The organism is Lentzea sp. NPDC005914 (genome assembly GCF_040629405.1).
Taxonomy (GTDB): domain Bacteria; phylum Actinomycetota; class Actinomycetes; order Mycobacteriales; family Pseudonocardiaceae; genus Lentzea.
Genome location: NZ_JBEXVQ010000029.1, coordinates 58835 through 82876, shown reverse-complemented (window position 1 = coordinate 82876; position 24042 = coordinate 58835). Strand labels below are relative to the sequence as shown.

At 68.0% G+C, this 24042-nt stretch carries 28 protein-coding genes and 3 pseudogenes; 16 read left to right on the top strand and 15 right to left on the bottom strand.

The genetic code is table 11. The features are described 5' to 3' along the window. The first annotated feature begins 30 nt into the window (after positions 1-30). Together ABZ345_RS33410 and ABZ345_RS33405 are read left to right on the top strand one after the other, a co-directional pair. Positions 31-936, top strand: coding sequence for an NADP-dependent oxidoreductase (locus ABZ345_RS33410; RefSeq protein ID WP_359857648.1), 906 nt, complete (start codon positions 31-33; stop codon positions 934-936). A gap of 71 nt (positions 937-1007) precedes the next feature. After that, positions 1008-2174, top strand: a complete 1167-nt coding sequence (locus ABZ345_RS33405) for an endonuclease (RefSeq protein ID WP_359857646.1) — start codon at positions 1008-1010, stop codon at positions 2172-2174. On the opposite strand, the gene ABZ345_RS33400 is transcribed toward ABZ345_RS33405, so the two are convergent. Further along, positions 2161-2607 (bottom strand): NUDIX domain-containing protein, encoded by a 447-nt coding sequence (locus ABZ345_RS33400; protein WP_359857643.1) that lies wholly within the window; start codon positions 2605-2607, stop codon positions 2161-2163. The genes ABZ345_RS33405 and ABZ345_RS33400 overlap by 14 nt on opposite strands. A 10-nt stretch (positions 2608-2617) precedes the next feature. On the opposite strand from ABZ345_RS33400, the gene ABZ345_RS33395 reads away from it, so the two are divergent. Beyond that, positions 2618-3679 carry a DNA polymerase IV gene (locus ABZ345_RS33395; protein ID WP_359857640.1) on the top strand — a complete coding sequence of 354 codons (1062 nt, stop codon included), beginning with the start codon at positions 2618-2620 and terminating at the stop codon, positions 3677-3679. Between the two features lie 28 nt (positions 3680-3707). After that, positions 3708-3923 carry a hypothetical protein gene (locus ABZ345_RS33390; RefSeq protein ID WP_359857638.1) on the top strand — a complete coding sequence of 72 codons (216 nt, stop codon included), beginning with the start codon at positions 3708-3710 and terminating at the stop codon, positions 3921-3923. A gap of 1 nt (position 3924) precedes the next feature. Here ABZ345_RS33390 and ABZ345_RS33385 read toward each other — a convergent pair whose 3' ends face one another. Next, a complete protein-coding gene (locus ABZ345_RS33385; protein WP_359857635.1) occupies positions 3925-4653 on the bottom strand; it encodes a class I SAM-dependent methyltransferase in 729 nt (242 codons plus the stop codon). A gap of 75 nt (positions 4654-4728) precedes the next feature. Here ABZ345_RS33385 and ABZ345_RS33380 point away from each other — a divergent pair, with 75 nt between their 5' ends. The 4 genes from ABZ345_RS33380 to ABZ345_RS33365 all read left to right on the top strand — a co-directional run bounded on the left by ABZ345_RS33380 (position 4729) and on the right by ABZ345_RS33365 (position 8923). After that, positions 4729-5556, top strand: coding sequence for a hypothetical protein (locus ABZ345_RS33380; RefSeq protein ID WP_359857632.1), 828 nt, complete (start codon positions 4729-4731; stop codon positions 5554-5556). Between the two features lie 233 nt (positions 5557-5789). After that, positions 5790-5972 (top strand): DUF397 domain-containing protein, encoded by a 183-nt coding sequence (locus ABZ345_RS33375; RefSeq protein ID WP_359857629.1) that lies wholly within the window; start codon positions 5790-5792, stop codon positions 5970-5972. Positions 5973-6196: 224 nt separating this feature from the next. After that, positions 6197-7051 carry a helix-turn-helix transcriptional regulator gene (locus ABZ345_RS33370; protein WP_359857626.1) on the top strand — a complete coding sequence of 285 codons (855 nt, stop codon included), beginning with the start codon at positions 6197-6199 and terminating at the stop codon, positions 7049-7051. A 285-nt stretch (positions 7052-7336) separates the two neighbouring features. Beyond that, positions 7337-8923, top strand: coding sequence for a toll/interleukin-1 receptor domain-containing protein (locus tag ABZ345_RS33365; protein WP_359857624.1), 1587 nt, complete (start codon positions 7337-7339; stop codon positions 8921-8923). A 1-nt stretch (position 8924) separates the two neighbouring features. Here the strand turns inward: ABZ345_RS33365 and ABZ345_RS33360 are convergent, their stop codons facing one another. Genes ABZ345_RS33360 through ABZ345_RS33350 form a run of 3 tightly spaced genes read right to left on the bottom strand, consistent with a single transcriptional unit; the run spans position 8925 to position 10615 of the window. Then, positions 8925-9806 carry an SRPBCC domain-containing protein gene (locus ABZ345_RS33360; RefSeq protein ID WP_359857621.1) on the bottom strand — a complete coding sequence of 294 codons (882 nt, stop codon included), beginning with the start codon at positions 9804-9806 and terminating at the stop codon, positions 8925-8927. A 5-nt stretch (positions 9807-9811) separates the two neighbouring features. Further along, on the bottom strand, positions 9812-10123 hold the full coding sequence (locus ABZ345_RS33355) for a metalloregulator ArsR/SmtB family transcription factor (protein ID WP_355555646.1): 312 nt from the start codon (positions 10121-10123) through the stop codon (positions 9812-9814). Between the two features lie 36 nt (positions 10124-10159). Continuing rightward, positions 10160-10615 carry a GyrI-like domain-containing protein gene (locus ABZ345_RS33350; protein WP_359857618.1) on the bottom strand — a complete coding sequence of 152 codons (456 nt, stop codon included), beginning with the start codon at positions 10613-10615 and terminating at the stop codon, positions 10160-10162. A 75-nt stretch (positions 10616-10690) separates the two neighbouring features. Here ABZ345_RS33350 and ABZ345_RS33345 point away from each other — a divergent pair, with 75 nt between their 5' ends. Continuing rightward, complete coding sequence (locus ABZ345_RS33345; RefSeq protein WP_359857615.1) at positions 10691-11827, top strand: PLP-dependent aminotransferase family protein; 1137 nt, start codon at positions 10691-10693, stop codon at positions 11825-11827. Beyond that, on the top strand, positions 11824-12444 hold the full coding sequence (locus ABZ345_RS33340; protein ID WP_359857612.1) for a class I SAM-dependent methyltransferase: 621 nt from the start codon (positions 11824-11826) through the stop codon (positions 12442-12444). Before ABZ345_RS33345 ends, ABZ345_RS33340 begins: the two co-directional genes overlap by 4 nt. 328 nt (positions 12445-12772) lie before the next feature. On the opposite strand, the gene ABZ345_RS33335 is transcribed toward ABZ345_RS33340, so the two are convergent. Next, the gene (locus ABZ345_RS33335; protein WP_359857609.1) at positions 12773-13186 is read right to left on the bottom strand and encodes a PPOX class F420-dependent oxidoreductase; all 414 of its coding nucleotides are present in this window, start codon (positions 13184-13186) and stop codon (positions 12773-12775) included. A gap of 102 nt (positions 13187-13288) precedes the next feature. On the opposite strand from ABZ345_RS33335, the gene ABZ345_RS33330 reads away from it, so the two are divergent. Together ABZ345_RS33330 and ABZ345_RS33325 are read left to right on the top strand one after the other, a co-directional pair. Beyond that, on the top strand, positions 13289-13981 hold the full coding sequence (locus ABZ345_RS33330; protein WP_359857607.1) for an SDR family oxidoreductase: 693 nt from the start codon (positions 13289-13291) through the stop codon (positions 13979-13981). Next, positions 13981-14772 carry a helix-turn-helix transcriptional regulator gene (locus tag ABZ345_RS33325; protein WP_359857770.1) on the top strand — a complete coding sequence of 264 codons (792 nt, stop codon included), beginning with the start codon at positions 13981-13983 and terminating at the stop codon, positions 14770-14772. The genes ABZ345_RS33330 and ABZ345_RS33325 overlap by 1 nt, the downstream gene beginning before the upstream one ends. A gap of 259 nt (positions 14773-15031) precedes the next feature. Here the strand turns inward: ABZ345_RS33325 and rnhA are convergent. The 3 genes and pseudogenes from rnhA to ABZ345_RS33310 all read right to left on the bottom strand — a co-directional run. Beyond that, positions 15032-15460 (bottom strand): annotated as a pseudogene (gene rnhA / locus ABZ345_RS33320) (ribonuclease HI); the annotation flags it as partial. An 11-nt stretch (positions 15461-15471) separates the two neighbouring features. After that, complete coding sequence (locus tag ABZ345_RS33315; protein WP_359857604.1) at positions 15472-15855, bottom strand: DUF1801 domain-containing protein; 384 nt, start codon at positions 15853-15855, stop codon at positions 15472-15474. A 4-nt stretch (positions 15856-15859) separates the two neighbouring features. Further along, positions 15860-16450, bottom strand: coding sequence for a TetR/AcrR family transcriptional regulator (locus tag ABZ345_RS33310; RefSeq protein ID WP_359857601.1), 591 nt, complete (start codon positions 16448-16450; stop codon positions 15860-15862). A 62-nt stretch (positions 16451-16512) separates the two neighbouring features. Here ABZ345_RS33310 and ABZ345_RS33305 point away from each other — a divergent pair, with 62 nt between their 5' ends. After that, positions 16513-17055 carry an NADPH-dependent FMN reductase gene (locus ABZ345_RS33305; RefSeq protein WP_359857598.1) on the top strand — a complete coding sequence of 181 codons (543 nt, stop codon included), beginning with the start codon at positions 16513-16515 and terminating at the stop codon, positions 17053-17055. On the opposite strand, the gene ABZ345_RS33300 is transcribed toward ABZ345_RS33305, so the two are convergent. The 3 genes and pseudogenes from ABZ345_RS33300 to ABZ345_RS33290 all read right to left on the bottom strand — a co-directional run. After that, a complete protein-coding gene (locus ABZ345_RS33300; protein WP_359857595.1) occupies positions 17052-17372 on the bottom strand; it encodes a hypothetical protein in 321 nt (106 codons plus the stop codon). The genes ABZ345_RS33305 and ABZ345_RS33300 overlap by 4 nt on opposite strands. Continuing rightward, positions 17369-17776, bottom strand: coding sequence for an amidase family protein (locus ABZ345_RS33295; RefSeq protein ID WP_359857767.1), 408 nt, complete (start codon positions 17774-17776; stop codon positions 17369-17371). The genes ABZ345_RS33300 and ABZ345_RS33295 overlap by 4 nt, the downstream gene beginning before the upstream one ends. 123 nt (positions 17777-17899) lie before the next feature. Continuing rightward, positions 17900-18154 (bottom strand): annotated as a pseudogene (locus ABZ345_RS33290) (amidase family protein); the annotation flags it as partial. A gap of 177 nt (positions 18155-18331) precedes the next feature. Between ABZ345_RS33290 and ABZ345_RS33285 the strand changes: the two are divergent. Both ABZ345_RS33285 and ABZ345_RS33280 read left to right on the top strand, forming a co-directional pair. Then, complete coding sequence (locus tag ABZ345_RS33285; RefSeq protein WP_359857592.1) at positions 18332-18913, top strand: hypothetical protein; 582 nt, start codon at positions 18332-18334, stop codon at positions 18911-18913. A 37-nt stretch (positions 18914-18950) separates the two neighbouring features. Next, entirely contained in the window at positions 18951-20219 is a 1269-nt protein-coding gene (locus tag ABZ345_RS33280; RefSeq protein WP_359857589.1) for a hypothetical protein, read from the top strand. Here the strand turns inward: ABZ345_RS33280 and ABZ345_RS33275 are convergent, their stop codons facing one another. The 3 genes from ABZ345_RS33275 to ABZ345_RS33265 form a co-directional block, all read right to left on the bottom strand. Then, entirely contained in the window at positions 20220-20876 is a 657-nt protein-coding gene (locus tag ABZ345_RS33275; protein WP_359857586.1) for a hypothetical protein, read from the bottom strand. It abuts the gene before it with no gap. 119 nt (positions 20877-20995) lie between these two features. Beyond that, positions 20996-22093 (bottom strand): hypothetical protein, encoded by a 1098-nt coding sequence (locus tag ABZ345_RS33270; RefSeq protein ID WP_359857583.1) that lies wholly within the window; start codon positions 22091-22093, stop codon positions 20996-20998. A 166-nt stretch (positions 22094-22259) separates the two neighbouring features. After that, positions 22260-22937, bottom strand: coding sequence for an MBL fold metallo-hydrolase (locus ABZ345_RS33265; RefSeq protein ID WP_359857581.1), 678 nt, complete (start codon positions 22935-22937; stop codon positions 22260-22262). A 138-nt stretch (positions 22938-23075) separates the two neighbouring features. Between ABZ345_RS33265 and ABZ345_RS33260 the strand changes: the two are divergent. Continuing rightward, a pseudogene (locus ABZ345_RS33260) lies at positions 23076-24035 on the top strand (acyltransferase); the annotation flags it as partial. Positions 24036-24042: the final 7 nt, after the last annotated feature.

Here is a 24042-nt window from a genome sequence, read left to right as displayed (position 1 = left end):
CCATCGAGAACATCGAAGGGGATCATCATCATGCGAGTCATCACGCAGAAGACCGTCGGGGCCGCGTCCGTGCTGGAGGTCGCCGAGGCCGCGAAGCCGGTGCCCGGACCGGGTCAGGTGCTGGTCAAGGTGGGGGCCGCCGGCGTGAACCCGGTCGACACGTACATCCGCGCCGGTGGGTTCCCCGCGCTCGGGGAGCCGCCGTTCACGCTGGGCTGGGACCTCGCGGGCACCGTCGAGCAGGACGGTGAGGGGTTCACCGCCGGGGACGAGGTGTACGGGCTGCTGCCCTTCCCCGGAACTGGCGGTGCCTACGCCGAGTACGTCGCGGTGAACGCCTCCGACCTGGCGCTGCGGCCGTCGTACCTGACCGTCGAGGAGGCGGGCGCGGTACCGATGGTGGCGCTCACGGCGTGGCAGGCACTGGTCGGTCGTGGCGGGCTTTCCGCTGGTCAGCGTGTGCTGATCCACGCGGCGGCTGGTGGTGTCGGGCACGTCGCGGTGCAGATCGCCAAGGCGCGGGGGGCCTACGTGATCGGCACGGCGTCCGCGGCCAAGCACGACTTCCTGCGCTCGCTCGGCGCGGACGAGCTCATCGACTACCGGCACGAGGACTTCACGTCGATCGAGCCGGTCGACGTGGTGTTCGACCTGATCGGCGGGGACTACGCCGAGCGTTCCGCCAAGGTCCTGAAGCCCGGCGGCGTGCTCGTGTCGATCATTCCGGGCAACCCGGGTTTTGACGTTGACCGAGCTGTGGACCTCGGCATCCGGTTCGAGTTGTTCATGAGCGTCTCCGCCTCCGGTGCCGACCTCGCCGCGTTGCCGCAGCTCAGGGTGGAGCTCGACCACATCGTGCCGCTCGCGGACGTCGCGAAGGCGCACGAGCTCGTCGAGTCGAAGAGGACCACGGGCAAGGTCGTCTTGGTGCCGTGACATTGCGTTTACCGCGCGTTGGTCATCTCATCTGATCGTGTGCACAGCATTCACACGATCGGGGAGGGCACATGGCGCGGTGGAGTCCACTGGCGTTAGTCATCGGTTTGTTGGCGGCGGTCGGCCTGTACGGGTCGACCGCCGCTGTCGCAGCAGCTCCGCTCACCGTTGCCCAGGCGATCAGCCAGCAGTCCGGGTCGTCGGCGACCGTTCGCGGGTACGTCGTCGGGGAACCCACGACCGCCACCACGGTCATCCGATCGGGTTATCCGGATGACTACGCGCTCGCGCTGGCGGACACGGCGTCCGAGACCGGCACCTCGCGCATGCTCTACGTGCAGATCACGAGCGGGTTCCGGGCGGCGTGGGGCATGCAGTCGAACCCGTCGCTGCTGGGCAGGCAGATCGACGTCACGGGTCTGTTGACCACGTACATCTCCCACGCCGGTCTGAAGACGCCCACAGCGTTCGCGTTCTCCGGCACAACACCACCGACGACCACGACCACTGCGCCGCCGACAACGACGACAACAACAACGACACCGCCGTCCTGCGAGGCCTACTACACGGCGGCTTGCGGTAAGTCCGGTGCGGCGATGAAGTCCGCGCTGCACGACATCATCAAGAACCAGACGGTGCTCGGCTACTCCCAGGTCTGGGACGCGCTGATGGCCACTGACCAGGATCCGAACAACTCGTCCAACGTGATCCTGCTGTACAGCGGCATCTCGCGGTCGAAGGCGCAGCACGGCCCCGCCCAGGACGACTGGAACCGCGAGCACGTCTGGGCGAAGTCGCACGGGGAGTTCGCGGAGGCGCCCGGGCCGGGAACCGACATCCACCACCTGCGACCGGAGGACGTGTCGGTCAACGCTACCCGCGGCAACCTCGACTTCGACAACGGCGGCTCCGCCGTTCCCGAGGCGCCCGGCAGCAAGTACGACAGCGACTCGTTCGAGCCGCGCGCCGCGGTGAAGGGCGATGTCGCCCGCATGATGTTCTACATGGCCGTGCGCTACGCAGGCGACGACGGCTTCAAGGACCTGGAGCTCAACGAGTCGGTCAACAACGACAAGGCGCCGTTCATAGGCAAACTGTCGGTGCTCAAGCAGTGGAACCTGCAGGACCCGCCGGACGCGTTCGAGAAGCGGCGCAACCAGGTGATCTTCGACAGCATCCAGCACAACCGGAACCCGTTCATCGACCACCCGGAATGGGTCACCGCTATCTGGCAGTGAGTCGTTCGAGGAAGGGGCGTTGCGCGGAGACGATCTTCGCGCCCGCCTCTTCCACGCTGAACCACTGCACGCGGTCGACCTCGGGGAACTCCTTGCGCTGCCCCGACTTGGGCGGCCACTCCATCTCGAACGTGCCCGGCGTGACGGTCTCCGGGTCGAGGTCGCCCTCGAGCGCCCACACCGTGATGACCTTGCCGGAGCCCTTGGCCTCGCCGAGCGGGATCAGCTCACCGTCGGGCACCGGCAGCCCGAGTTCTTCGGTGAACTCGCGGCGTGCGGCATCCTCGGGCGTCTCGTCGGCCGTGTACTCGCCCTTCGGCACCGACCACGCGCCGGCGTCCTTGCGGGCCCAGAACGGGCCTCCCATGTGGCCCAGCAGCACCTCGAGCTGGGTGGTTCGTCTGAACAGCAGGATTCCGGCCGACCGTTTCATACTGTCCAGCATGGCGGACTGGGTCCTTCATGTGGACCTCGACCAGTTCATAGCGGCGGTCGAGGTGCTGCGCGATCCGTCGTTGCGTGGCAGGCCCGTGGTGGTGGGCGGCAACGGCGACCCGACCGAGCGCGCGGTCGTGGCCACGGCGTCGTACGAGGCGCGTGAGTTCGGCGTGCACTCCGGGATGCCGCTGCGGACCGCGTTCAAGAAGCTGCCGGACGCCGTGTTCCTGCCCGCCGACCACGGGTTGTACGAAGCGGCCTCGGCGGACGTGATGGCGGTGCTGCGGTCGTTCCCGGTCGTCGTCGAGGTGATGGGGTGGGACGAGGCGTTCGTCGGCGCTTCCGTCGAGGACCCCTTCGAGCTGGCCCGGGCGTTGCAGGCGGCGGTGCTGGAGGAGACCGGGCTGCACTGCTCGGTGGGCATCGGCGACAACAAGCTGCGCGCCAAGATCGCGACCGAGTTCGGCAAGCCCGCCGGGACGTACCAGCTGACCCGCGCGAACTGGGTCGAGGTGATGGGGCACCGGCCGACGTCCGCGCTGTGGGGGATCGGCGCGAAGACCGAGCGCAAGCTGGCCGAGCTCGGCATCTCGACCGTGACGGACCTGGCGTCGGCCTCTGCCGAGGCGCTGGCCGCGCGGTTCGGCCCGCGGATGGGCCCGTACTTCCGGACCGTCGGGCTGGGCGCGGGCGACACGGTGGTCTCCGCGACGCCGTGGGTCGTGAAGTCCCGCAGCCACGAGAAGACGTTCCAGCAGGACCTGGTGTCGATGGAGGACATCCGGCGCGAGGTCGTGGCGCTGGCCCACCAGGTGGCCGTGGACGTGGCCACCGAGGGCCGCCCGGTCGTGCGCGTGGGCGTGAAGGTGCGGTTCGTGCCCTTCTTCACGAAGGTGCGGCTGATGAAGCTACCTGCGCCGACGTCGTCTCCTGACGATCTCGCGGCGGCCGCGCTGGTGGTGCTCGACCGGTTCGAACACGGCCGCGCCGTACGTCTTTTGGGTGTACGCGCAGAATTCTCTGGCGATGATGTCGAACCGAAGCCTTCTTCTCCGACGTATCCATGAGTAGACGCTTTACCGCTAGGAGAAGAAGATGACCGCCTCATCGCTCACACACCGCGACCGCGCAGTTCTCAGAGCAGTTGCCGAGGGCCGTTGCGAGATGTCCGGAAGCTCTCTGCTCGTCGACGGCCTGTGCTGCGCCGACCAGTTCGTCGGCCCGCGACTGGCCTCTGCGGGCCTGATCAGCGCCCGTCCAGGCCCCGCAGCCCTCACCTCGGCCGGCTACGAGATCCTCTCCGCGGCCTGATTCACTTTCTGGGGTTCTTGCGGAAGACCGACATCAGGTACTTGTTCGCGAACCGATAACCGCCGTCCTCCGTGCGGAACTGTTCGGTCGCGGCCCTGATCTTCTCCGCGACACTTTCTTCGCCATCGCGCTCGATGATCTGCTGGTAGCCACCTGTGCTCAGGAAGGCGCGCAGCATCGTGTCCTCGTCGGGATGGTGCCGGGGAATGTCGATCGTGAGTTTCTCGAGCGGCTCCGGAGTCTTCGTGTGCCGGCGTCCGCCGGGCCCCTTGACGGTCCACCCGACCGTGATGATGTCGCTCGGGTGCTCCGGATGCCAGTCGCACACCACCACGTAGTCCTTGCTGACCCGGACGGCCTCCGCGAACACCGCCTCGGGGTCGTCCGCGAAGAACATCGAGTTGAACGCCGTGACGACGTCGAACGTGTCGTCCTCCCAAGGCAACCGGCCGAGCGCGCGCACGTGGAACTCGGCGGCGGGCGCGGCCTGCCGGGCCAGCTCGATCATGTTGTGCGAGGCGTCGATGCCGGTGGCGTGCGCGCCCGCTTCCGTTGCCAGCGCGCAGAACTCGCCGCTGCCGCACCCCAGGTCGAGCACGTTGCTGCCTGGCCCGATCTTGGTGCGCTCGATGGCGGTCTTCCACGCGGGCATGGACATCTTCGCGCCGAGAGCGGCCCGTTGCGCGGCCCGGTGTCCCCACAGTTCGCCCACCTGCATCCCGTCCGTCATGCTTTCGAGGGTAGCCAGGCGATCCACCGGAGCGCTCGCGGAAAACCGCTGGCCGGTATGCGGATCATGGTGGGCATGAGTGCGTTGAGCCGGGTGCTGCGGGCGTTGGGCGGGCAGGACGTGCTGGACCGGCTCGCGCGGCTGCCCGGCAGCGACCTCACCACGGTTTTGCTCGCACTGATGCAGCGGCGTGCTTCGGGGCTGTCCGGTCCGGATGTGTTGCGGCAGTACCGTTCCGACCGCTTCGTGGCGCCGTCCTCGGTTCCTTTCGACGTGCTGCGTTCCGCGGAGGACCGGTTGCTTCGCGCGCTGCCGCCGTCGTTCTCCGTGCTGGGCCTTGCTCCCGTGGCACCGCTGGGGACGTGCTCCGCGGTGGCCGAGCAGGACCAGAACAACGTGCTGTCCACCATTCGCGGCACCGAGGTGGCGGCCGACCCGACCAACGCGCTGGCGCTGGAAGCCGCTGTGCGCAGGCAGGCCGGCCCGGACGACGTGCGGCTGGCGGCGGTGCAACGGGTGGTGCGCGCGCAGTTGTTCGAAGGCGCCGGGCGGTTCGCGCACTTCACGTTGTTCGGCGCGGTGTCGGCCGGGCGCGACCGCGGCTCGCTTGCCTTTGAGCGGCAACACTTTGCCGAGCACATGGCGTTCCTGCGCTCGGCGTGCGGGGACGTCGAGGTGCGCGTGACGGTGCTGGATCCGCGGTTCGAGGTGGTGCGCGGCTCGTTGCCCGCAGACCCCTCGCGGCAGACCGGGTACTACAAAGGCTTGTGCTACAAGGTTTATCTGCGTGGCGAGGAGATCGGCGACGGCGGGTTCGTCGACTGGACGCAGCGGCTGACGGGCAACCGCAAGGAGCGGCTGTTGATCAGCGGCGTGGGTGTTGATCGGCTCGCCACGGTCTGATTCCATGTGATGCCAACAGGTTCGGGTTTCGGCGTGTCCTTGAAATGACACCTTTCTGTCTACCGCGCGGCGCACCTACGGCGGTGTTGATAGTTCGCTCCTCCGACCTATTCTGAGCTGTGGCCTCGTCGGGTTGGAGGCGTTCCCTCCGCCGACCTTCCCGGGGTGCACGCGGGTGGGCCGGGCCGAGGTCGGTGGGTTCGGTCGGGGACCCCGGTGCGATGGGAGCGACGATGGCGGCAGAGCTCAGGTGGATCCGCAGCTCCTACAGCGGCGACGGCGAGGCGTGTGTCGAGTTCGCCGTCGACGAGCGGAGCACCGTCCTGGTCCGCGACAGCAAAGATCGGTCAGAAGCGCTGCTCGGCTTCTCCGTGCCCGCGTGGTCCGCCTTCGTGCTGCTGGTCTCCTCGTCCTGAGCGCACGCCACCACCAGCGAGTTCGCTCGATGGAGCGAACTCGCTCAAGTCTGTCTTGACCTTGTTCGACTCTGCATGTGGTGTCTTGGCGCCTGGCGGTGTAAAACATGTCAATTTAAGGACGTTCACTTTGCCTCAGGTCAGAATACTTGATTTCAAAATGCCAGGTGGCAGAATGGTGGCAAGCATGCACACCGTGTGTGCCGCAGAGGGAGCGCTGCACCGTGTCAGTTAAGGGAAACCCCGTTGCACAGCAGCGGAAGCTGCTGGGTGAGTTGAGGCAGGCCCGTGAGGTCCTGAAGCTCACCCAGGACTCCGTCGCGGAAGCGCTCGACTGGTCGACCTCGAAGGTCATCCGCATCGAACAGGGCAAGAGCGGTATCTCGGTCACCGATCTGAGGGCCCTGTTGCTGCACTACGGCATCACCGAGCCGACGCGCGTGGACGAGCTGGTCGACTTGGCCCGCGCGACCAAGCGGCCTGCCTGGATGGCGAAGTACCGGGGGCTGCCCAAGGGGTTCGCGCAGTTCATCGAACTCGAGTCGGTGGCGATCCGCTGCCGCTACATGCAGACCCTGCTCATTCCGGGCATGTTGCAGACGCGCGCCTACGCGGCCGCGGTCGGCGCCGCCGGTGGAGAAGATCCCGAGTCCATGCAGCGCGGGATCGACGTTCGCATGCACCGGCAGAACCTGCTCGGCCCCGACGGGCCGGAGATGTTCTTCGTCATCGACGAATCGGTGTTGCACCGCGTGGTCGGGGGTGTCGAGATCATGCGCGACCAGCTCCACCGCATCAGGAAGCTGGCCGCGACCGACCAGGTGTCCGTTCAGATCGTGCCCTTCGACGCGGGTCTGCACCCCGCGATGAAGGGCTCCTTCTCGATCCTCGAGATCAGCGAGGACGAGGAGGACTACTCCTTGTTCCTGGAACAGCTGTACGGCTCGTCGCTGCTCCAGGACGACTCGGAAGCCGTGCGGCAGTACCTCAGGTACTTCCTCCAGCTCGAGAAGTTCGCTTTGCCTGCCAGCGAAACGCCGCGCGTGATCGACGAGCGGCTCGAACACCTAGGAGGCTGACCAGCTCGAGTCGGACGGGCGCCTGCGCCAACAGACGCCCGTCCGGTGGCAACGCTATCCCGCACCACAGCGCAAAGTGAGGCGAGTGGACAACGCCGTCGTCAGCCTATGACGTTCGACCAGTTCTGACTGCCGCCAACAGGGCCCTTCCGGGGATCGGCCTCGCCTCACCGATCCAGAGTGATCGGTGGCCGCAGGTCACCCCCGCGATCAGGAGGCCCGCTATGAGCACCAGACGACCCACCTCGTCCCTCCGCAGGTTCGCCGCGACGCGGGGGAGTGGCGATGAACGGCCTCTTCATTAGTTACAGCAACAGCGACGGCGGTCCTGCCGCCTCCGCGCTGGTGGCTGCCCTGCGGCTACAGGGGTTCGACGTGTGGTGGGACGGTGATCTGCCCTCCGTCCGGCCGTTGTCCATCCCGTCGTGGATGGAAGAGGGGTTCCGCGACCGGACCGTGCTCGTGGTCGTCTCGCCGGACTACCTGAAAGCGTTGGAGTCCAACGACTCCATCGAACGCAAGGGTGTCAGGTACGAGGCGAGGCTCTTGCGGCACAAGCTCTACCACCACAGCGAGGCCTACCGGTGCGGTGTCGTGCCGGTGGTGCCGCCGCGGTTCGACAGGAACCTGTTGCCCGCGGTGCTGCAGTCGCTGGTGATTCACACCTTCGACCCGGACACCGGGGCCGGGGCCGAGGTGCTGGCGAAGGCGCTCACGAGCGCGGGGGGTGCGGAAGGTGGTGTGACGATGAACATGGAGTCCTCGTCGCCGAAAGTGCGGGAGATGTTGCGTGACCTGGAAACCCTCGAACCCGCCGAGCCGGCCGCACGCGTGCTGGTGCGGCGGCTCGCCGAGATCGGCGAGGGCGACATCGAGCTCGCCCGGTCGTTCGACTCGGTGGTGGGCGCCGCCAAGGCGCACGGAGACGTGGACCTGGTGCGGCGCACGACCGAGATGTGCCTGCGCACGTTGTCCGCCACCGAGCGCCTGCGCGGGGAAGGGGCGTTGGAAGCCAAGATCCTCATCGAGGGGCAGGCGTGGTACCTGTTGCGCGAGCACCGGTTGGTGCGTGCCGCTGCCGCCGCCGAGGACGGCACGAAGATCGCGGAGAAGTACCGGGATCTCTACACGGCCGCGCGCGGAACCCTGTGCCACGCAACGGTGTTCCTGCGCATGGCGGCCGAGGGCGTGGCGTTCGATCGCGACTTCTACCTGCGCAAGAGCGAACTGCTGCTCGTGCAGGCGATCGAGCGGTTCTGCGCGATCTCGGGCCGCGCGAGCGAGGAGGCAGGAATGTGCGCCACTCTCAGCGCGGAATGGTCGCTGGCGCGCTTCCAGCTGGCCGGCGATCGGGCGAACCTCGTCGTCGCGATGAAGAAGGCGAAGACCGCGGAGGTCCTGCTGACGCCAGGCGGCGAGTGGTACTCCTGGCTGATGGTGTTGCGTGCGCGCCTTTGTCACGCGGCTCGCAAGTACAACGACGGCAAGGAGTTCGTCACGGGTGTCATCGAGGCCGACGCGTATCCGGAGGTGGTGGCCAGATCCCATCAGGTCCGTGCCGAGCTCTCGCTCGGCAGCCGCGACAAGGCGAGCGCCGTCCGCGATCTTCTGGTGGCGGAGGAGAGGTTCCGGGTTCTCGGCTACGACTACGCCGCGGCCACCTGCTGGTGGTCGATCGCCCGGCTCGACCCGGCGAGGATCACCGACGTCCGGCTCACCACCGCCGACATCGACGACCTCGAGGACCTGACGCCGGATCCGCGGACCCGGCGCCGGGCCGTGCTCGAGTACGAACGGGCGAGCGCGCGGCGGTTCGGGCGCCGATGCCCGCCGGACTGGCGTTTCCTGGTGGAACGGGTGCGGTACGCGTGAGCTACCGCTCGGCGTAGCGCTTGGCGAGCTCCTCCTCGCGGTCGGCGGGCCACGGGCAGCGGATCTCGCCCTGCGTGGCGGCGAAGAACAGCTCCAGGTGCACGTGCCACGCGGCGAGCGCTTCGGGGCCGTGGGCGTTCTCCTGGACCAGCGTGACCGTGGTGCCCTGCAGCGGGACGTGCTCGAACTCCCAGCGCACCACGCCCTTCGGCTTGCCGTCCTGGAGCCACTCGTACTCCAGCAGACGCGGTGCTTCGGATTGGGTGACCTCGCCCGGCTGGATGCCGGGGTGGGCGGCGCGGGCGGGGACTGTGTTCTCGGTGCCCTCGGTGAGCAGCTGCCAGACCTCGTCGAGGGGCTTCCAGACGAGGTCGCGGACGAACTTGACGCCGCCGATCTCGTCGGTGCCCTCGTCGAGACCGAACTTCGCTGTGTAGTGCTCGATGAGCGGCAACCACTCCGTCGGTGGCTCGTACTTCGTGCCGTCGGCGTGGGCCACCAGGGCGTCGAGGCAGGTGGTCCAGCCAGGGGCGTCGCGGCCCACGGACAGCTTGTTCGTGACCACGGCGGTGAAGACGAGCAGGCAGCCGTCCTCGCGCGGCAGGATCTCGAAGCGCAGCACGTCGTTGAGCCAGCGGAAGGCGAAGACCTTCGGCGGGTCGGACTCGAGCAACTCGCCCTCGCCGCCGTCGGCGTCGACCGGTGCTTCGGCGGGGAAGGTGAAGCTCATCCTGCGGCCGTCGATCGTGACCTCGGCCGGGAACCAGTGCTTCATCTCGGCCGGCTCCGTGACCACCCGCCAGACCTTCTCCGGCGAGTGCCGCAGCCTGCGCTCGAAGCGCAGGACGGGCTTGCCCTCGATCATCTGCAGTTCGGCGTCCACGGGTCTCAGTCCCCTTCGATCTCGTCGAGTCGTCGTTCGAGCGCGTCCAGGCTCTTCTCCCACATCCGCCGGTAGGGCGCGAGCCAGGCGTCGATCTCCGCCAGCGGACCGGGGGCGAGCCGGTACCAGCGCCGTTGGGCGTCGGTGCGCACCTCGACCAGGCCGGCCTCGCGCAGCACCTTGAGGTGCTTCGAGACGGTCGGCTGGGTCAGCGTCAGGCGGTCGACGAGGTCACCGACCGGCCGCTCGCGTTCCCGCAGCAGGTCGAGGATCTCCCGGCGACTCTGATCGGCCAGCACGGCGAATGTAGATGCCATGACAGCAATATAGACGACTCGGCATATAAGCGCGACTCAGTCCGCGAGCCGGATGGCCACCTCCGACGTCCACTTGGTCTGATCGGGCTCCGCCGCGGGGTCGGTGAAGTAGCTCTCGATGCGCGCGCCCCACCTGTCGCCGTCGCGGTCGAACCGCACTGTGTGGGCGAGGAGCCGGTCCGTGACGGCGGCCAGCCCGTCCGGGCTGCCCTTGTGCACCGCCACAACGTATTGGCCGGCGGGCAGCGTCGCGGTGAACACCTCGCCCTCGCCCGGCACCTCGGCGATGGTGGGAATCCCGGCCTCCACCTCGAACTCCTCGCCGGTGACGCGTAAATACCGCAGGAACGACGCGCCGAGGATCGGTAACTCGCGATCGGCCAGCCATCTCATGATCTCGGGAAAGCGGTCGGCGATCTTGGCGAACGTCTCCAGCGTCACCGTGGCCCTGATCGCGGCGTAGGGCTGGTCCGCACGTGTCTCGATGTCCATGTCCACCACGCTAGCCAGCACCACCGACAGAAAATCCGCGTCCCGCTGGAACCGGCGCCGGTTAACGTGAAGTTCATGCACCGCACCCTCTCCGTGGCCAGCTCCCCGGTGCGCGACCTGCTCGCGCTGACCTCCCGTCCCGAGGTGATTTCCTTCGCAGGTGGACTTCCCGCCCCCGAACTGTTCGACCAGGACGGTCTGCGCGCCGCCTACGACCTCGCCCTGCGGGACCGCTCAGTGCTGCAATATGCCCCCACGGAAGGAAATCCGGTCCTCCGTTCGCTGGTGTCCCATCGCCTGACCGGCCGCGGACTGCCCACTTCGGACGTCCTGGTCACCACGGGTTCGCAGCAGGCCCTGAGCCTGGTGGCCACCGCCCTGCTCGAACCGGGCGCCGTCGTGGCCGTGGAAGAACCCACGTACTTGGCCGCGCTGCAGTGCTTCCAGATGGCGGGCGCGCGCATCGTCCCCGTCGCCAGTGACGCCGACGGACTGGACCCGGACTCGTTGCGGTCCGTCATCGCCGCTGAACGCCCGGCGTTGCTGTACCTGGTGCCGACGTTCGCGAACCCGACGGGCCGCACGCTGTCCGCCTCCCGTCGCGCCGAGGTCGCCGAGCTGGCCGCTTCGCACGACTTCTGGGTCGTCGAGGACGACCCCTACGGCGAGCTCCGGTACCGGGGTTCGGCGGTGGCACCGCTAGCTTCCATCAGCGACAGAACCATTTATCTGGGCAGCTTCTCGAAGATCGGCGCTCCCGGCATGCGGCTCGGCTGGCTGCGCGCGCCCGCGGACCTGCTCCGCACCTTCGGGATCGTGAAGCAGGCCGCCGACCTGCACACGTCCACTGTGGACCAGGCCGCCGCCGCGGCCTACCTGACACACAACGATCTCGACGCCCACGTCACCCGCCTGTGCGTGGCTTACGGGGAACGCCGTGACGCGATGATCGCGGCTCTGCCCTCCACCGTTCCCGATGGCACGACGTGGACCGATCCGGACGGCGGCATGTTCGTGTGGCTGCGCCTGCCCGGCGACGTGGACAGCGCTGAGCTGCTGAAGGACGCGCTGTCCCACGACGTCGCTTTCGTGCCGGGTGCGCCTTTCTTCGCGACCACGCCGGACCACGCGACGTTCCGGATGTCGTTCACCACCAACACACCCGCGGAGATCTTCGACGGCATGTCCCGCCTCGCGAAGGTGCTGCGGTGAGCCTGCTGGACGACGAAAAGCTGTGGCGCTCGTCGGTCGTGGCGAACTGCGCCATGAACCGCGAACGGGGCCTGGCGAGCTACCGCCGCGAGCTGGGACTCGATCTCGAGGTTCCGCCGGGCACGCGGTGGGTGGACCTGTGCTGCGGCTCCGGCAAGGCACTGGCGGAGGCGGCGCGGGAGGACGTGACGATCATCGGCGTCGACCTCGTCGACCATCACGTGCCCGCTCGTCCGGGCCTGAGCTTCGTCGTCGCGCCGGTGGACGAGTGGGAGCCGGACGTGCCCGTCGACCTCGTGACGTGCGTGCACGGCCTGCACTACGTGGGCGACAAACTGGGCCTGCTGGTGCGCGCCGCGTCCTGGCTCGCACCCGGCGGCCGGCTCGTGGCGAACTTCGACGTCGCGAGTGTGCGCCGCGCCGACGGCGCCCCGTTGGGCCGCACCCTCACCAAAGCCTTGCGGGAGGCCGGATTCAGCTACGACAACCGCAACCGCCGCATCGGCTGGACGGGCGAGGGGCGGCCGGGGCTGCCGTTCACCTACCTGGGTGCGGACGACCAGGCCGGCCCGAACTACACGGGCCAGCCCGCCGTCCACTCCCTCTACGACAGCTAGGTGCATTGACCGGACAGGTCGGTCAATCCCGAGTTCGGCGCATGCGGCTTTCCAGGATTTGCCGCGACAGCAGGAGCCGTTGTCGGTCGGTATCCGCCTCGGCCGGACGCCGCGGGCGGTGAACCGGTCCACGGCCCGGCGCAGGATCGCGGTTGCGGCGGTCTGGTCGTTGTGGATCTGGGCGTAGGCGACGTGACTGTCGTCGGGCACGACGTGCACGAACCCGTGACGTGTCGCGGAAGGTTGGCGAGACAATTCACGCTCAGCAGGGCACCACGGTGCACCCGTCTGACCGCGAATTCCCCAGCATCCCTTCCGGGCCACACCTCTAGGAAGCCCAGGGGCCGACGCCTGCCACGCGGTCGACCTTGATGCGCGTGACGAAGCCAGGTGGCGGGTTGTCGAACGGCGGGAACTTCACGTCCGGGCCCAGGTAGGTGTGCGCGAGGCGTTGGAGCAGTTCCGGCGCCCCGCCCTCGGTGATGCGCGCGGTGCCGTAGACGACGAGGTGCTCCTGCAGGCCCATCTCGTTGATCTTGGGGGTCTCGAGGGACAGCACGACGCGGCCGTCGTTGCGGATGTTGCGGACCTTCTGGTGCGCCATCAGGTGGCCGGAGACGATCTCGTCGCCGTCCAGGCCCACCCAGACGATGGTCACCTGCGGTGCGCCGTCCTTGCCCAGCGTCACGAGGTGGCCCAGCGCGTTGGACTCCAGCACTGCCCTGGCGGATTCGGGAAGCATGACGGGGACGCTACGCCGGTTCGCGCGGTTCAGCCTGGTCTCGGCAGACCCAGGAAACAGCGGGTCTGGTTCGCGGATGCCCGAGCCCGGAGTGTGGTGGCCATGAGGACTTTTCTGATCACGGGTGGCGGTAGCGGTATCGGGCTGGCGACGGCGCGGGTGCTGGTGGAGGAGGGCGCGCGGGTCGTGGTGAGTGGACGGTCCGCCGAGCGGTTGGCGTTGGCGCGCAAGGAGCTCGGCGTCGAGACCGTGGTCGCGGACGTGTCGAAGGTGTCCGACGTCGAGGCGTTGATGGAGGCGGTCGGGGAGGTCGACGGGGTTTTCGCGAATGCCGGAATCGGGGTGTTCACGCCGTTCGGATCTGTCACCGAGGAGGACGTGGACCGGGTGCTGGCCACGAACTTCAAGGGCGTCTACTTCACGGTGCAGCGGGCCCGGTTGAAGCCGGGGGCGTCGGTGGTGATCAACGCGTCGTGGACGGTGCATCGCGGGTTCGCCGGGGCGTCGCTGTACACGGCGAGCAAGGCGGCGGTGCACAGCCTGGCGCGGACGCTCGGGGCGGAGTTGCCGCACGTTCGGGTGAACACGGTCAGTCCCGGGTACATCGCGACGGACATGTTCCGCGAGAACGTGGAGGACGACGAGCCGTTTCGCCGGCAGGTTGCGATGGGGCGCCTCGGCGAGCCGGAGGACGTCGCGAACGTGGTGGCCTTCCTCCTCTCCGACCGGGCTGGGTACGTGACGGGGCAGGACTTCGTCGTGGACGGCGGACTGGTCGGGGCGATTCCGGCATGATGGGAGCAGTGAGCGAGCTGGGGGAGTTTCTGCGGGCACGGCGGGCGGCACTGGATCCGCCGGAGCGGGCGTCGCGGCGGCGCGTTCCTGGGCTGCGCCGCGAGGAGCTGGCGCAGCTGGCCGGGATCAGCGTCGACTACTACACGCGCATGGAGCAGGGGCGTGCTTCCAACGCGTCCGACTCGATCCTGGACGCGCTGGCGCAGGCGCTCGGGCTCGACGCGGCCGAACGCACGCACCTGTACCGGCTGGCGCGGCCCAATCGGGTGGACGCGTCGTCGGAGGAGGTGCGGCCGGCGTTGAGGTGGTTGCTCGACGCGCTGCACGGCGTGCCCGCGATGGTGCTCGGGCGACGGCTCGACGTGCTCGCGTGGAACCCGTTGGCCGCAGCACTCGTCACGGACTTCCGCGAGCAGCCGAACATGGTGCGGTACATGTTCACCGACCCGGCCGCGCAGGAGCTGTTCACCGGGTGGATGGACTGTGCGCGCGAGAACGTCGGCTACCTGCGGGCGGACTACGGCGTGCACCCCGACGACCAGGCGCTGCTCGCGCTGGTCGAGGAGATCTCCGAGGCGTCGCCGTTGTTCCGCACGCTGTGGGCGGAGCATCCGGTGCGCGAACGAGCGCCCATGTTCAAGCGCATGAACCACCCGCAGCTCGGACCGCTCGAGCTCGCCGCGGAACCGCTGACCTCGGACGCGGGCCAGGTGCTGGTGACCTACGTGGCCGCGCCGGGCAGTCCGTCCGAGGAAGCGTTGCGGTTGCTGGCTTCTCTCGCCGTCACGTGAACAGCTCGAGCGCGTCCTGGTGGTGGTCGCACCGGCCGCCGCCGGTCGCGATCGTGCAGGGCGCGCCCTTCTTCGTGAGGGCGCCGCACTGCAACGCCGGATCGTGCACGTGACACAGTCCGTTGGCACCAGCGGTGATCGGGCACGGCGTGCCCTTCTTGGTGGGCGCGCCGCACGGTTCGCCGCTCAGCTCACGCGGTTGCTTCGGTTTGGCCGCTTTCTTCGGTTTTGCCTGGGGCTGCTTGGCTTCCCGCCCCGTCACCTCCTCCACTCCGCGCACGGCCAGCCGGTCCGCGCGCTCGTTCTCCGGGTGGCCCGCATGGCCCTTGACCCAGTGCCACTCCACCTCGTGCCTGTCCGCGGCTTCCTCGAGGCGACGCCACAGGTCGGAGTTCTTGACCGGCTCGCGCGCCTTCGTGAGCCAGCCGTTCGTCTTCCACCCGTGGACCCAGGAGGTGATGCCGTTCCGGACGTACGTGCTGTCCGTGTAGAGCTTCACGGTGGACGGTCGCGTGAGGCTCTCCAACGCCACGATGGGCGCCATCAGTTCCATGCGGTTGTTCGTCGTCGGGCCGATGTCACCGCCGTACATGTCCTTCTCATGCTCGCCGTAGCGCAGCACCGCACCCCAGCCGCCAGGACCGGGATTGGGGCTGCAGGCGCCGTCGGTGTAGATCTCGACCTCCATGCGTCATGAGGCTACCGACGGGGTCCGACACTCTTCCGGCGGCGGTTGTCGGCGATGATGTGGCGGAACATCTCGACGAGCGCCGGCGCGTTGATCGGCTGGTCGCGGTACACGGAGATCATGCGCGCGGTCTTGTTCGCGTGGCCGCTCGTGATGATGTTCTCGGGGTCCGGCACGATCGCCTTGTCGTAGAGCATCACGTTCACGTGGTCCTTGGTGCCGAGCAACGCGCAGATGTTGCCGTCCAGCACGAAGTACGGCCGCGTCGTTCGCTTGATCGTCTCCTCGACGTCCGGGTCGGCCCCGTGGACGAGCCTGCGGACCTCGCGACAGATGTCCTGCTGCCACTCAGGTAGCCCGGCGATGTAGTCGTCAACGCGCGTGTCGGTGTGCATAGCCCTATGTCGCAGCCTCTCGCCGTTTCTCGACATCGTGCCCGTGCAGAAAGACTCGGACGCCCGCAGCGATGTCGTCGTCATCCGGACGTGTGCCTCTGATGGTGGGGTCGCCCGTCATCGTGAGCACCAGCAGATGGACCGCGGCACGTTCCGGGTCCTGGAAGCCGAGCTTCTCGAGCTCGGCCGCGAGGGTCTTCCTGACCTTGCGCGGCCCCGTCTCCTGCCACGCCTCGATCGCCGCGGCCGGGATGTGGCCGAGCTCGGCGTTGATCTGCCGCACCAACGCGAAGTGCTCGGCGTTCCCGTGCTCGGCGCACATGGCCCTGCCGAACGCGATCAGGTCCTGTTCCAGGTCGGTGACCTTGTGGAAGTGCCGCTCGATGATCGCGAGCTGGTCCTGCGCGGCCTTGCCGGCGCTGGCCTGGATGACGCTGCGGAACAGCTCCGCCTTGTCCGCGAAGTGGTTGTAGAGCGTGCGCGTCGAGACCTCGGCCTCCTTCGCGATGCCGTCGATGCTCGCCCGCGAGTAGCCGTCCCTGGCGAACACGCTCAACGCCCCGCGCAGGATCGCCTGCCGCTTGTCCGGTCGCATGGGTTCGATCGTAATACAACGCTCGTTGCACTAAGTACCACGAGCGTTGTACTTTGGTCGCCATGCGAATCGCAGTGATCTTGGGGAGCACGCGTCCTGGCCGTCGTTCCGAGACAGTGGCGCAGTGGGTCGTGAACGTCGCCAACGCGCGCACCGACGCGTCGTTCGAGCTCATCGACCTCGCGGAAGTCGGGTTGCCGATGCTCGACGAGCCCGTGCCGGCGATCTTCGGCGAGTACGCCCACGCACACACACGAGCCTGGGCGTCGGTCGTCGCTTCTTTCGACGGGTTCGTGTTCATCACGCCCGAGTACAACCACTCGTTCCCCGCCGTGCTGAAGAACGCTTTGGACTACCTGTACGCGGAGTGGAACGACAAGGCCGCCGGGTTCGTGGGCCTCGGTGGTGGTGGAGGTCTGCGTGCGGTCGAGCAACTGCGGCTGGTGCTCGCGGAACTGAAGGTGGCGACGGTGCGCACTCAGGTCGCGTTGGGGCGTGGCGCACTGCAGGAGGGACTGCAACAGAACGAGGAGCTCAACGCCATGCTCGACGAACTGGTGGCGTGGGCCTCGGCATTGCGGTCGCTGCGCGCGGTCGCTGCCTAGTTCAGCCGGTCCGGCTCGCTGCGGATCGGCGGAATGACCTCGATGATGTGCTTCAACGCCGCGATCGGCAGGTCGGCCGGGAACTCCGGCATGTACTCGCTGTAGATCTCGACGGCCTCCCCGTCCTCGTCATAGAGGTCGGGATGTGGGCCGAGACTGAAGAAGGTCATGCCGTCGCGGTGGTGCACGATCTCCACCGCCGCCTCATCGCCGAACCGCACCACGACCGCCGAGCCCGGCAACAGCGTGTACTCGTTGGCCCACGGCTCGAAGCAGAGCCACAGGGACTGTTGTTCGGCGCGCACCACGAGGTTCATGGCGGCCAGGGTGCAACCTCCACCGCGCTGGAGGTCAACACGGCATGGGCGGCGGCGATCAGGTCCGCCTCCCTGCCGTGGCGGGCGACGGCTTGGAGGCCGACCGGCAGGCCTTCGCAGTCGAAGCCTGCCGGGATGCTGATGGCCGGGTGGCCGCTGAGGTTGAACGTCCAGGTCAGCGACGTGTTGATGCGCGAGCCCGGGCCGTCGTGGCCGTGCGGCGGGCCGGGCGTCGTCGGGGTGAGCAGCAGGTCGGTGGTCTCGAAGAGCTCGTCCAGCAACGGGTTCGGGCCGCAGCGGTTCGCGAACCAGTCCTCGGCGGGATCTGGCAGCGTGAGGTCGAGGACCTGTGGACGCAGCGCCGATGCCGCGCGCCAGGCGATCTCGATCTGTTCGGAATCCACAGCGGCGAAACCGAGGTCAGGTGACCAGACCGCGGTGGGAGAGCTGACGTCCGTCGTGCCCGTGTAGATCGCGAGCAGATCCGGATCACGGGTGAAGACGCCGACCGCGGCACGCTCCGACGACGTGGTCTTGAGGCCGAGCACACCGCACCACGCGGCAGGGATGCGGATCGAACCCGCCCCGTCGACGCCCGTGGCCAGCGGCACGATCCCCGCGGCCACGGCCACCGCGGACCCCGCCGAGGAGCCACCTGGGGTGCGGTCGAGGTTCCACGGGTTGCGTGTGACGCCACGAGAGTTGCGGCCCCACGTCTGCCACCGGGTGGTGCCATCGGGCGTGGTGGTGAGCCCGATGGGGACGCATCCGAGTGCCATCAAGGCTTCCCGGTGGCTGTGGCGTTCGCCCCGCTTCACCGCGATGGGCATGCCGGCAAGCGGCAGGGACGGGTCGACGGGGGTGAACGAGCGGAAGACCTCGTGGAAGGCGCAGAGCACTGGTTCCACGCGGTTCAGCCGGGCCAGGGCTTCAAGGAGCACATCAGGCATGATCCACCCGTGAAATGGACACGCGCTGTGCACCACCTGACTGAGCTCGCTGAGAAGTGCGGCGAGCTGCCGGGCTCGTTCTTCCGGTTCCAGGTGGTCGAGCTGTGGGTGTTCGGCGAGCTGCTGGACGTGCCGAAAGATCTTGAGATCATCGAGGTCGCGCTGGTCACGGACCTGCCGGTGGACGAGGTGCCGTGGCGCACCGAGCCGCTCGGTGCGGAGCATTGGGCGAACTCGACACGGTTGTCGCGCAACCCGTTCGACGCGCTGTGGCGGTCCAAGGACGCGCCGGTGTGGAACCACCGGATCGAGCGGCCGGCGTTGATCTGGAGCGCGGCGGACGGGATCAACGAGGAAGTGCTGGTGGCGGTCAGCGACGGCACGGCTGAGCTGGTCAGGCCCCCGGCGCCGACGCCGGAAGAGCTGAAGAAGCGGGTTGAGGACGAGCTGGAGGTGAGCCTGAAGGGGTTGCGCCGCGCCAACCAGGAGTACACCGACCGCCGTTGGGGCGCCGGCAAGCTCACGCCGCACTCGGATGCCCTGTGGCGCACGACGACCGGGTACCTGGACCTGCTGGATGTGCTCAACTGACCCAACTCGGCCCGTCCCCTGGGCTACGTTCCGCGACGTGCAGAACACCCGTCGTCACGCCGGCTGGCTCTGGGGGCCGGTCGCGCTGGCGTTGATCGCCTTGTTCGTCGTCAGCGACTACGACCTCCTGTCGACCCGCAGCACGTATTTCGGGCTCAGCAAGTACTCCTTCGCGTCGTTGGGGTTGCCGGCGCTGGCCGTGGTCGCCGGGGTGTGGCTCACCAGGCACTGGCAGTGGCTGCTCACCGTGGGCGCGGTCGCCGTGCTCGCCCCGGTGATCGAGGCGCAGGCGCATTTCGTGATCTACCGGCCGGGAGCCACGGGCATCATCACGTCCATCGGTGTCGCCGGGACGGTGCTGATCGTCATCGGCGCGCTGGCCGCGGCCCAGGACGCCGCGCTGGCCGCGCTGGTGGTCGGGGCCCAGGTGCTGGCCACGCTGTTCCGCGGCCTCGACTGGCTGGACAACCAGGCGTTTCATCCTGCGGGCCTCGATCTCGCGTTGGCCCTGCTCGCGGTCGTCGGCGGAGTTCTGGCGGTGTACGGGGTGCGCACGGGCAGGACACCGCAGTCCGAACCGATGTCACGGCGCGCGGCGGTGGTGGGGACGGCGGCGGCGTTCCTGCCGATCGTGCTGATCGCGGTCGGCAACCTGATCACGCTGCCCCCGCTGCCAGCAGCGGTCATCGCGGGAACGGTGCTGGTGCTCTGCACCGCCGGACTGACCCTCGTGCTGGGCAGGGGCGCGTTGCTCAAGACGGCGATGGCGGGCTTCGTGCTGTTCGCCGTGTCCGCGCCGGCCAACATCGGTATCTACTTCGCCGGCAGTCAGCTCACGACCTACGGATCGGCCGCGGTCATCGGGCTGGGCATCGGCATCCTCGGCGCGCACCTGGGCCGGTCGGCGGTCGTGGCCGCGGTGGCCTGCACGGTGCTCGCCGTCGTGATGTGGACGTCCGTGGAGGTCACCGGCCGCTACGACGACACGGTCCAGGGCGGCCTGGGATCGCTGATCATCGCGCTGGCGGTGGCCGCGGTGACGTCGTCCGCCGCCACCGCGGCCAATGCCGTCACGAAGCTGCACGCGCTGCCCGTGGCGATCGGCCCGTTGCTGCTCGCGTTCGCTCTGGGCTTTCGCGCGGTGGTCCAGCTGTTCCTCGCCTACGACAAGGTCCCGCACGAACTGCCGGAAGGCGACTACATCTCGCTGTGGGCCACGCTGCTGGGCGTCGCCGCGGTGGCACTCACGGCGATCGCCCTGCTCGACTTCAACCGGGGGCGATCACCAGCTGCGACCTCTCGTTGATCAAGGACGTGGAAGCACCACCGCGATGTTGGCCACGTCCTTCAGCAGCGTCGTGGTCGCCTGGCCTTGCACCGCTTCGGATTCGGCGATGACGACCATGGATCCGTTGGACCGGGACGCGTAGTACCGGCCGGTGAACTTGATCCCGCCCAGCTGCAGCGCCTCGGTGGCGAAAGGCGTCACGTCGCCGGTTCCGTAAGTGTCTTCCAGCTTCTTCAACTCACCGGCCTCGCCGTCTGAAGGCATCTTCACCCACATCACCGACACGGCGATGACGTTGCCCTGCGCGTCACCGAGCGCGAACAACATCTGGTCGAGGGAGTCGCACGGGCTCCGCAGGAAGAACTGCTGAACCTGGCCGTACGACTGCACGGCGCAGCGGAGGTCGTGTTTGACGGTCTCCTTGATCTCCCGCAGCGCCTTGCGTTGCCACATCTTGGCGCGATCCTTCTTGCGCGGGTTGTCCTCGTTGCCCGACTTGGCGTTCTGCTCCGCGGCCGAGTCGAACGCGACGCCGACCGACTCGGTGGCGGTACCACCACCCGCGGCGGTCAGCAGACCGGCCACGACGGCGCCTGCGACAACCGTGCCGGCCGCCTTGCCCTTCGGGGTGATCGGATATCGCGTGCCGTCGGGGCGTGTACGGAACTCCGGCACATCGCACTCCTCTGACTCGATGCGAGAGGTGCCCGGCATCCTGTTCCCACCAGGCATCGGCCCGTGACGTTATGAGCGGGAACCACCCAGATGAACCAAAGCAGGCGCGGAGCGGGGTTTCACAGCCCGGATGTCCCTCGTTGTGCCACGTGTTCCAGGTGGTGTGAGGTGGCGTAAGCGACCCAGCGGGACACGCTCGCGGCTCGGTGGCGGCCACTTCGGCATCTCGCCAGTTCACCGTCTCCCCACGAGAAGTCGCTTCCGGCGAACTCCGGTCGCGCCACGAGTTCATCGGCCAGTTCACCGAACGCCTTGCCCGCAGCACCTGGTGCCACTTTGCCGAACTCTTTCGCGGGTTGTCTCCGCATCGCGATCACACTGTTCGGCACGGTGTAGTACAGGTACGGGTACACGGTGCGAGGCCCAGGAGTGCCTGCTTTCGGCGGGTGGGGGTGGACGACGCCGTAGTCGCCGTAGTTGATCTCTGCTCCGTTGACGCCCTGTGCGACCTCGAGCCACAGCGGGACCTCGGGCCGATCCCGCACGGTGGTCGCGAATCCGTGTCTGGTCGCCGGAATCGAGCCGGCCAGCAGTGTGATCGACTGCGGGGCGAGCCGGTCGAGCACGACTTGGGCGAGCGACACCGCCGCCCTCACCTGTCGTGGCTGGACGGTTTCCACGAAACCCAGGTCGACGATGGCGTGCGAGAGGTTCTTGTCGGCTCGTGTGCCGCGGATGACACGCCGGATGCCGTCGTCGAGCTCGCGCGCGGACACGCCGAGATCGCGAAATCTGATCACGACCGGTCGCGGCCGGTGCTCTTGGAGCAGTGCGACTGCTCTGAGCTCATCGTCCGCGGCGGAGGCGGCGACCACCGGGATGAAGGCCGGTACGTCCGGGGCCAGCAGTCCGTGCTCGTCGAGCAGCGCCGACTCGATGCGGTTGTCGAGGTGTTCGAACGCGCCGCCGGGATGCCGGGCGAGCGACGCCGAGGGACTCAGCAGATGGCTGTCGATCCACATCGGTTGGTGCCGGGCCGCCATCTGCGTCGCGACCTTGACCAGCGCCTGCAGGAGTTGCCCACGGCCTTCCCGCCGGATGGAATCGAGCAGTTCGACGAGGAGCCTCGGTGTGGCGACGCCTCGATCGATGAGGTGGCGGAGAGCTTCGAACTCGCCCATCTTGCTCTTGACCACGACCAACGGCCTGAACGACATCGCCACGTCCCTTCGCAGGGGGCCGGCTCGACGACTTCGATCATGCGTGGTCGCGAACCCGCTTGTGGCCCGCTGGACGAGTGAACTCAGCGCGGCTCTCGACTCCGGCCAGGCACGAAGACGCACTGCGGTGGGTCACCAGCCGCAGTGCGTTGCTCCGCGAGGCTCACCAGCCTCGGGCGCGCCACTCCGCGAGCGAGGGGCGTTCCTTGCCCAGGGTCGAGTCGTCGCCGTGGCCCGGGTAGAACCAGGTGTCGTCGGGCAGGACGGCGAACAGGCGGTCCTCCACGTCGTTGATCAGCGAGGCGAAGTTGTCGGCCGACGTGGTCTTCCCCACACCCCCCGGAAAGAGTGAATCTCCGGTGAAGAGGTGCGGGTGGCCGTTCGGGTCGTCGTAGACGACGGCGATCGAGCCCGGTGTGTGGCCGCGCAGGTGGATGATCGACAACGGGACTTCGCCCACGTTGATGGTGTCGCCGTGGTCCACCAGGACGTCCGGTGGGACGGGGAGGACGGCGGCGTCCAGTTCGTGCGCGACGGTGTTCGAGCCGTGGGCGCCGGCCAGGGCTCCGAGTGCCTGCCAGTGATCGGCGTGCTGGTGGGTCGTCACGATCGTGCGCAGGCGTGGCCGTGACGGGATGTGGCCGAACAGGTCGGACAGGCGCTCGTAGTCGTTGGCCGCGTCGATGAGCAACGCCTCGTTGGTGGACCGGCAAACGAGCAGGTAGGCGTTGTTGTCCATCGGTCCGACGGAGATCTTCGTGATGGTCAGCGCGTCGAGGGTCCTGGTGCTGGCGGGGCCGCCTGGATCGACGTGACCGGTGTAGTTCTCTAGTACGTCCACGGTGGCTGACGGTAGTCGCTCGATGCGGCGGGACGCACACCTTCAGGTTGCATACAGGTCTCACTCATAGGGTAAGTAAGGATCAAGCTTCGACCTCCGAGTACGCCGAACGCACCAACGAACAGGTCCCCGCCTCTCGTGATTCCAGAGCAACGAACGAAGCCCAGGACGGCCCGCAGGGTCAGCTGGGACGTCCTCCGGGTCGTCGCCATCGCGTGCGTGCTGCTCCACCACGCCACGCTCACGAGCGTCAGCAGCCATCCCGATCTCGGGCCGCTGCCGTTCACGTTCCCGATGTCGATGGGCGCCAGCACGCTGATGGTCGTCTCGGCCTTCTTCGCGTGCGCCTCGCTCGACAGCGGCAGGCCGGGGCAGTTCCTGTGGAGAAGACTCGCGCGCCTGTTGCCGGCGTACATGGTGGCCGTGTTGCTGACATATGCGGTGCAGCGGTGGATCGCGCCGGAGGGGTGGAGCCAGCTCGACGGCAGAGACGTCGTCTACAACCTGCTGCTGGTCAACCAGTGGTTCCCGGACGTCGACATCGTCGACTTCGCCTACTGGACCGTGCCGGTGCAGATCGCGGCGTTCGTCGCCGGTGCCGTGCTCGTGAAGCACTTGCGGGGCACGAAGCTCCGGTTCTTCCTGTGGGCGCTCATCGTCACGCCGTTGCTGCTGCGTCCGTTGCTGGACCACTCGCACACGCTGTTCACGCTCTACAACGGGTTCGCGCTGCACCGGGCGCAGCTGTTCGCCGCCGGTATCGCGATCTGGCTGTGGCACAAGCACCGGATGAGCACCCCGCACTTGGCCGCGCTCCTCGTGGCGACTCTCATCGCTCAAGCGATTCACACGACCGAGTACGGTTCGACGCTCGGCTTCGCTGTTCTGCTACTCCTGGTGTGCGCTGCGGCCGCTGGACCCGATTGGGTGTTCTTCAGCCCGATCGCCAAGCCCGTCACGTGGCTCGCCGGCATCTCGTACGGGATGTACCTCGTCCACGAGCAGATCGGCACCGTGGTGATGGACCGCATGCACGCCGTTGGGCTGCGGTCCTGGTGGCTGCTCGCCGGGTTCGTCACCTCGGCACTGGTGCTCGGCTGGCTGA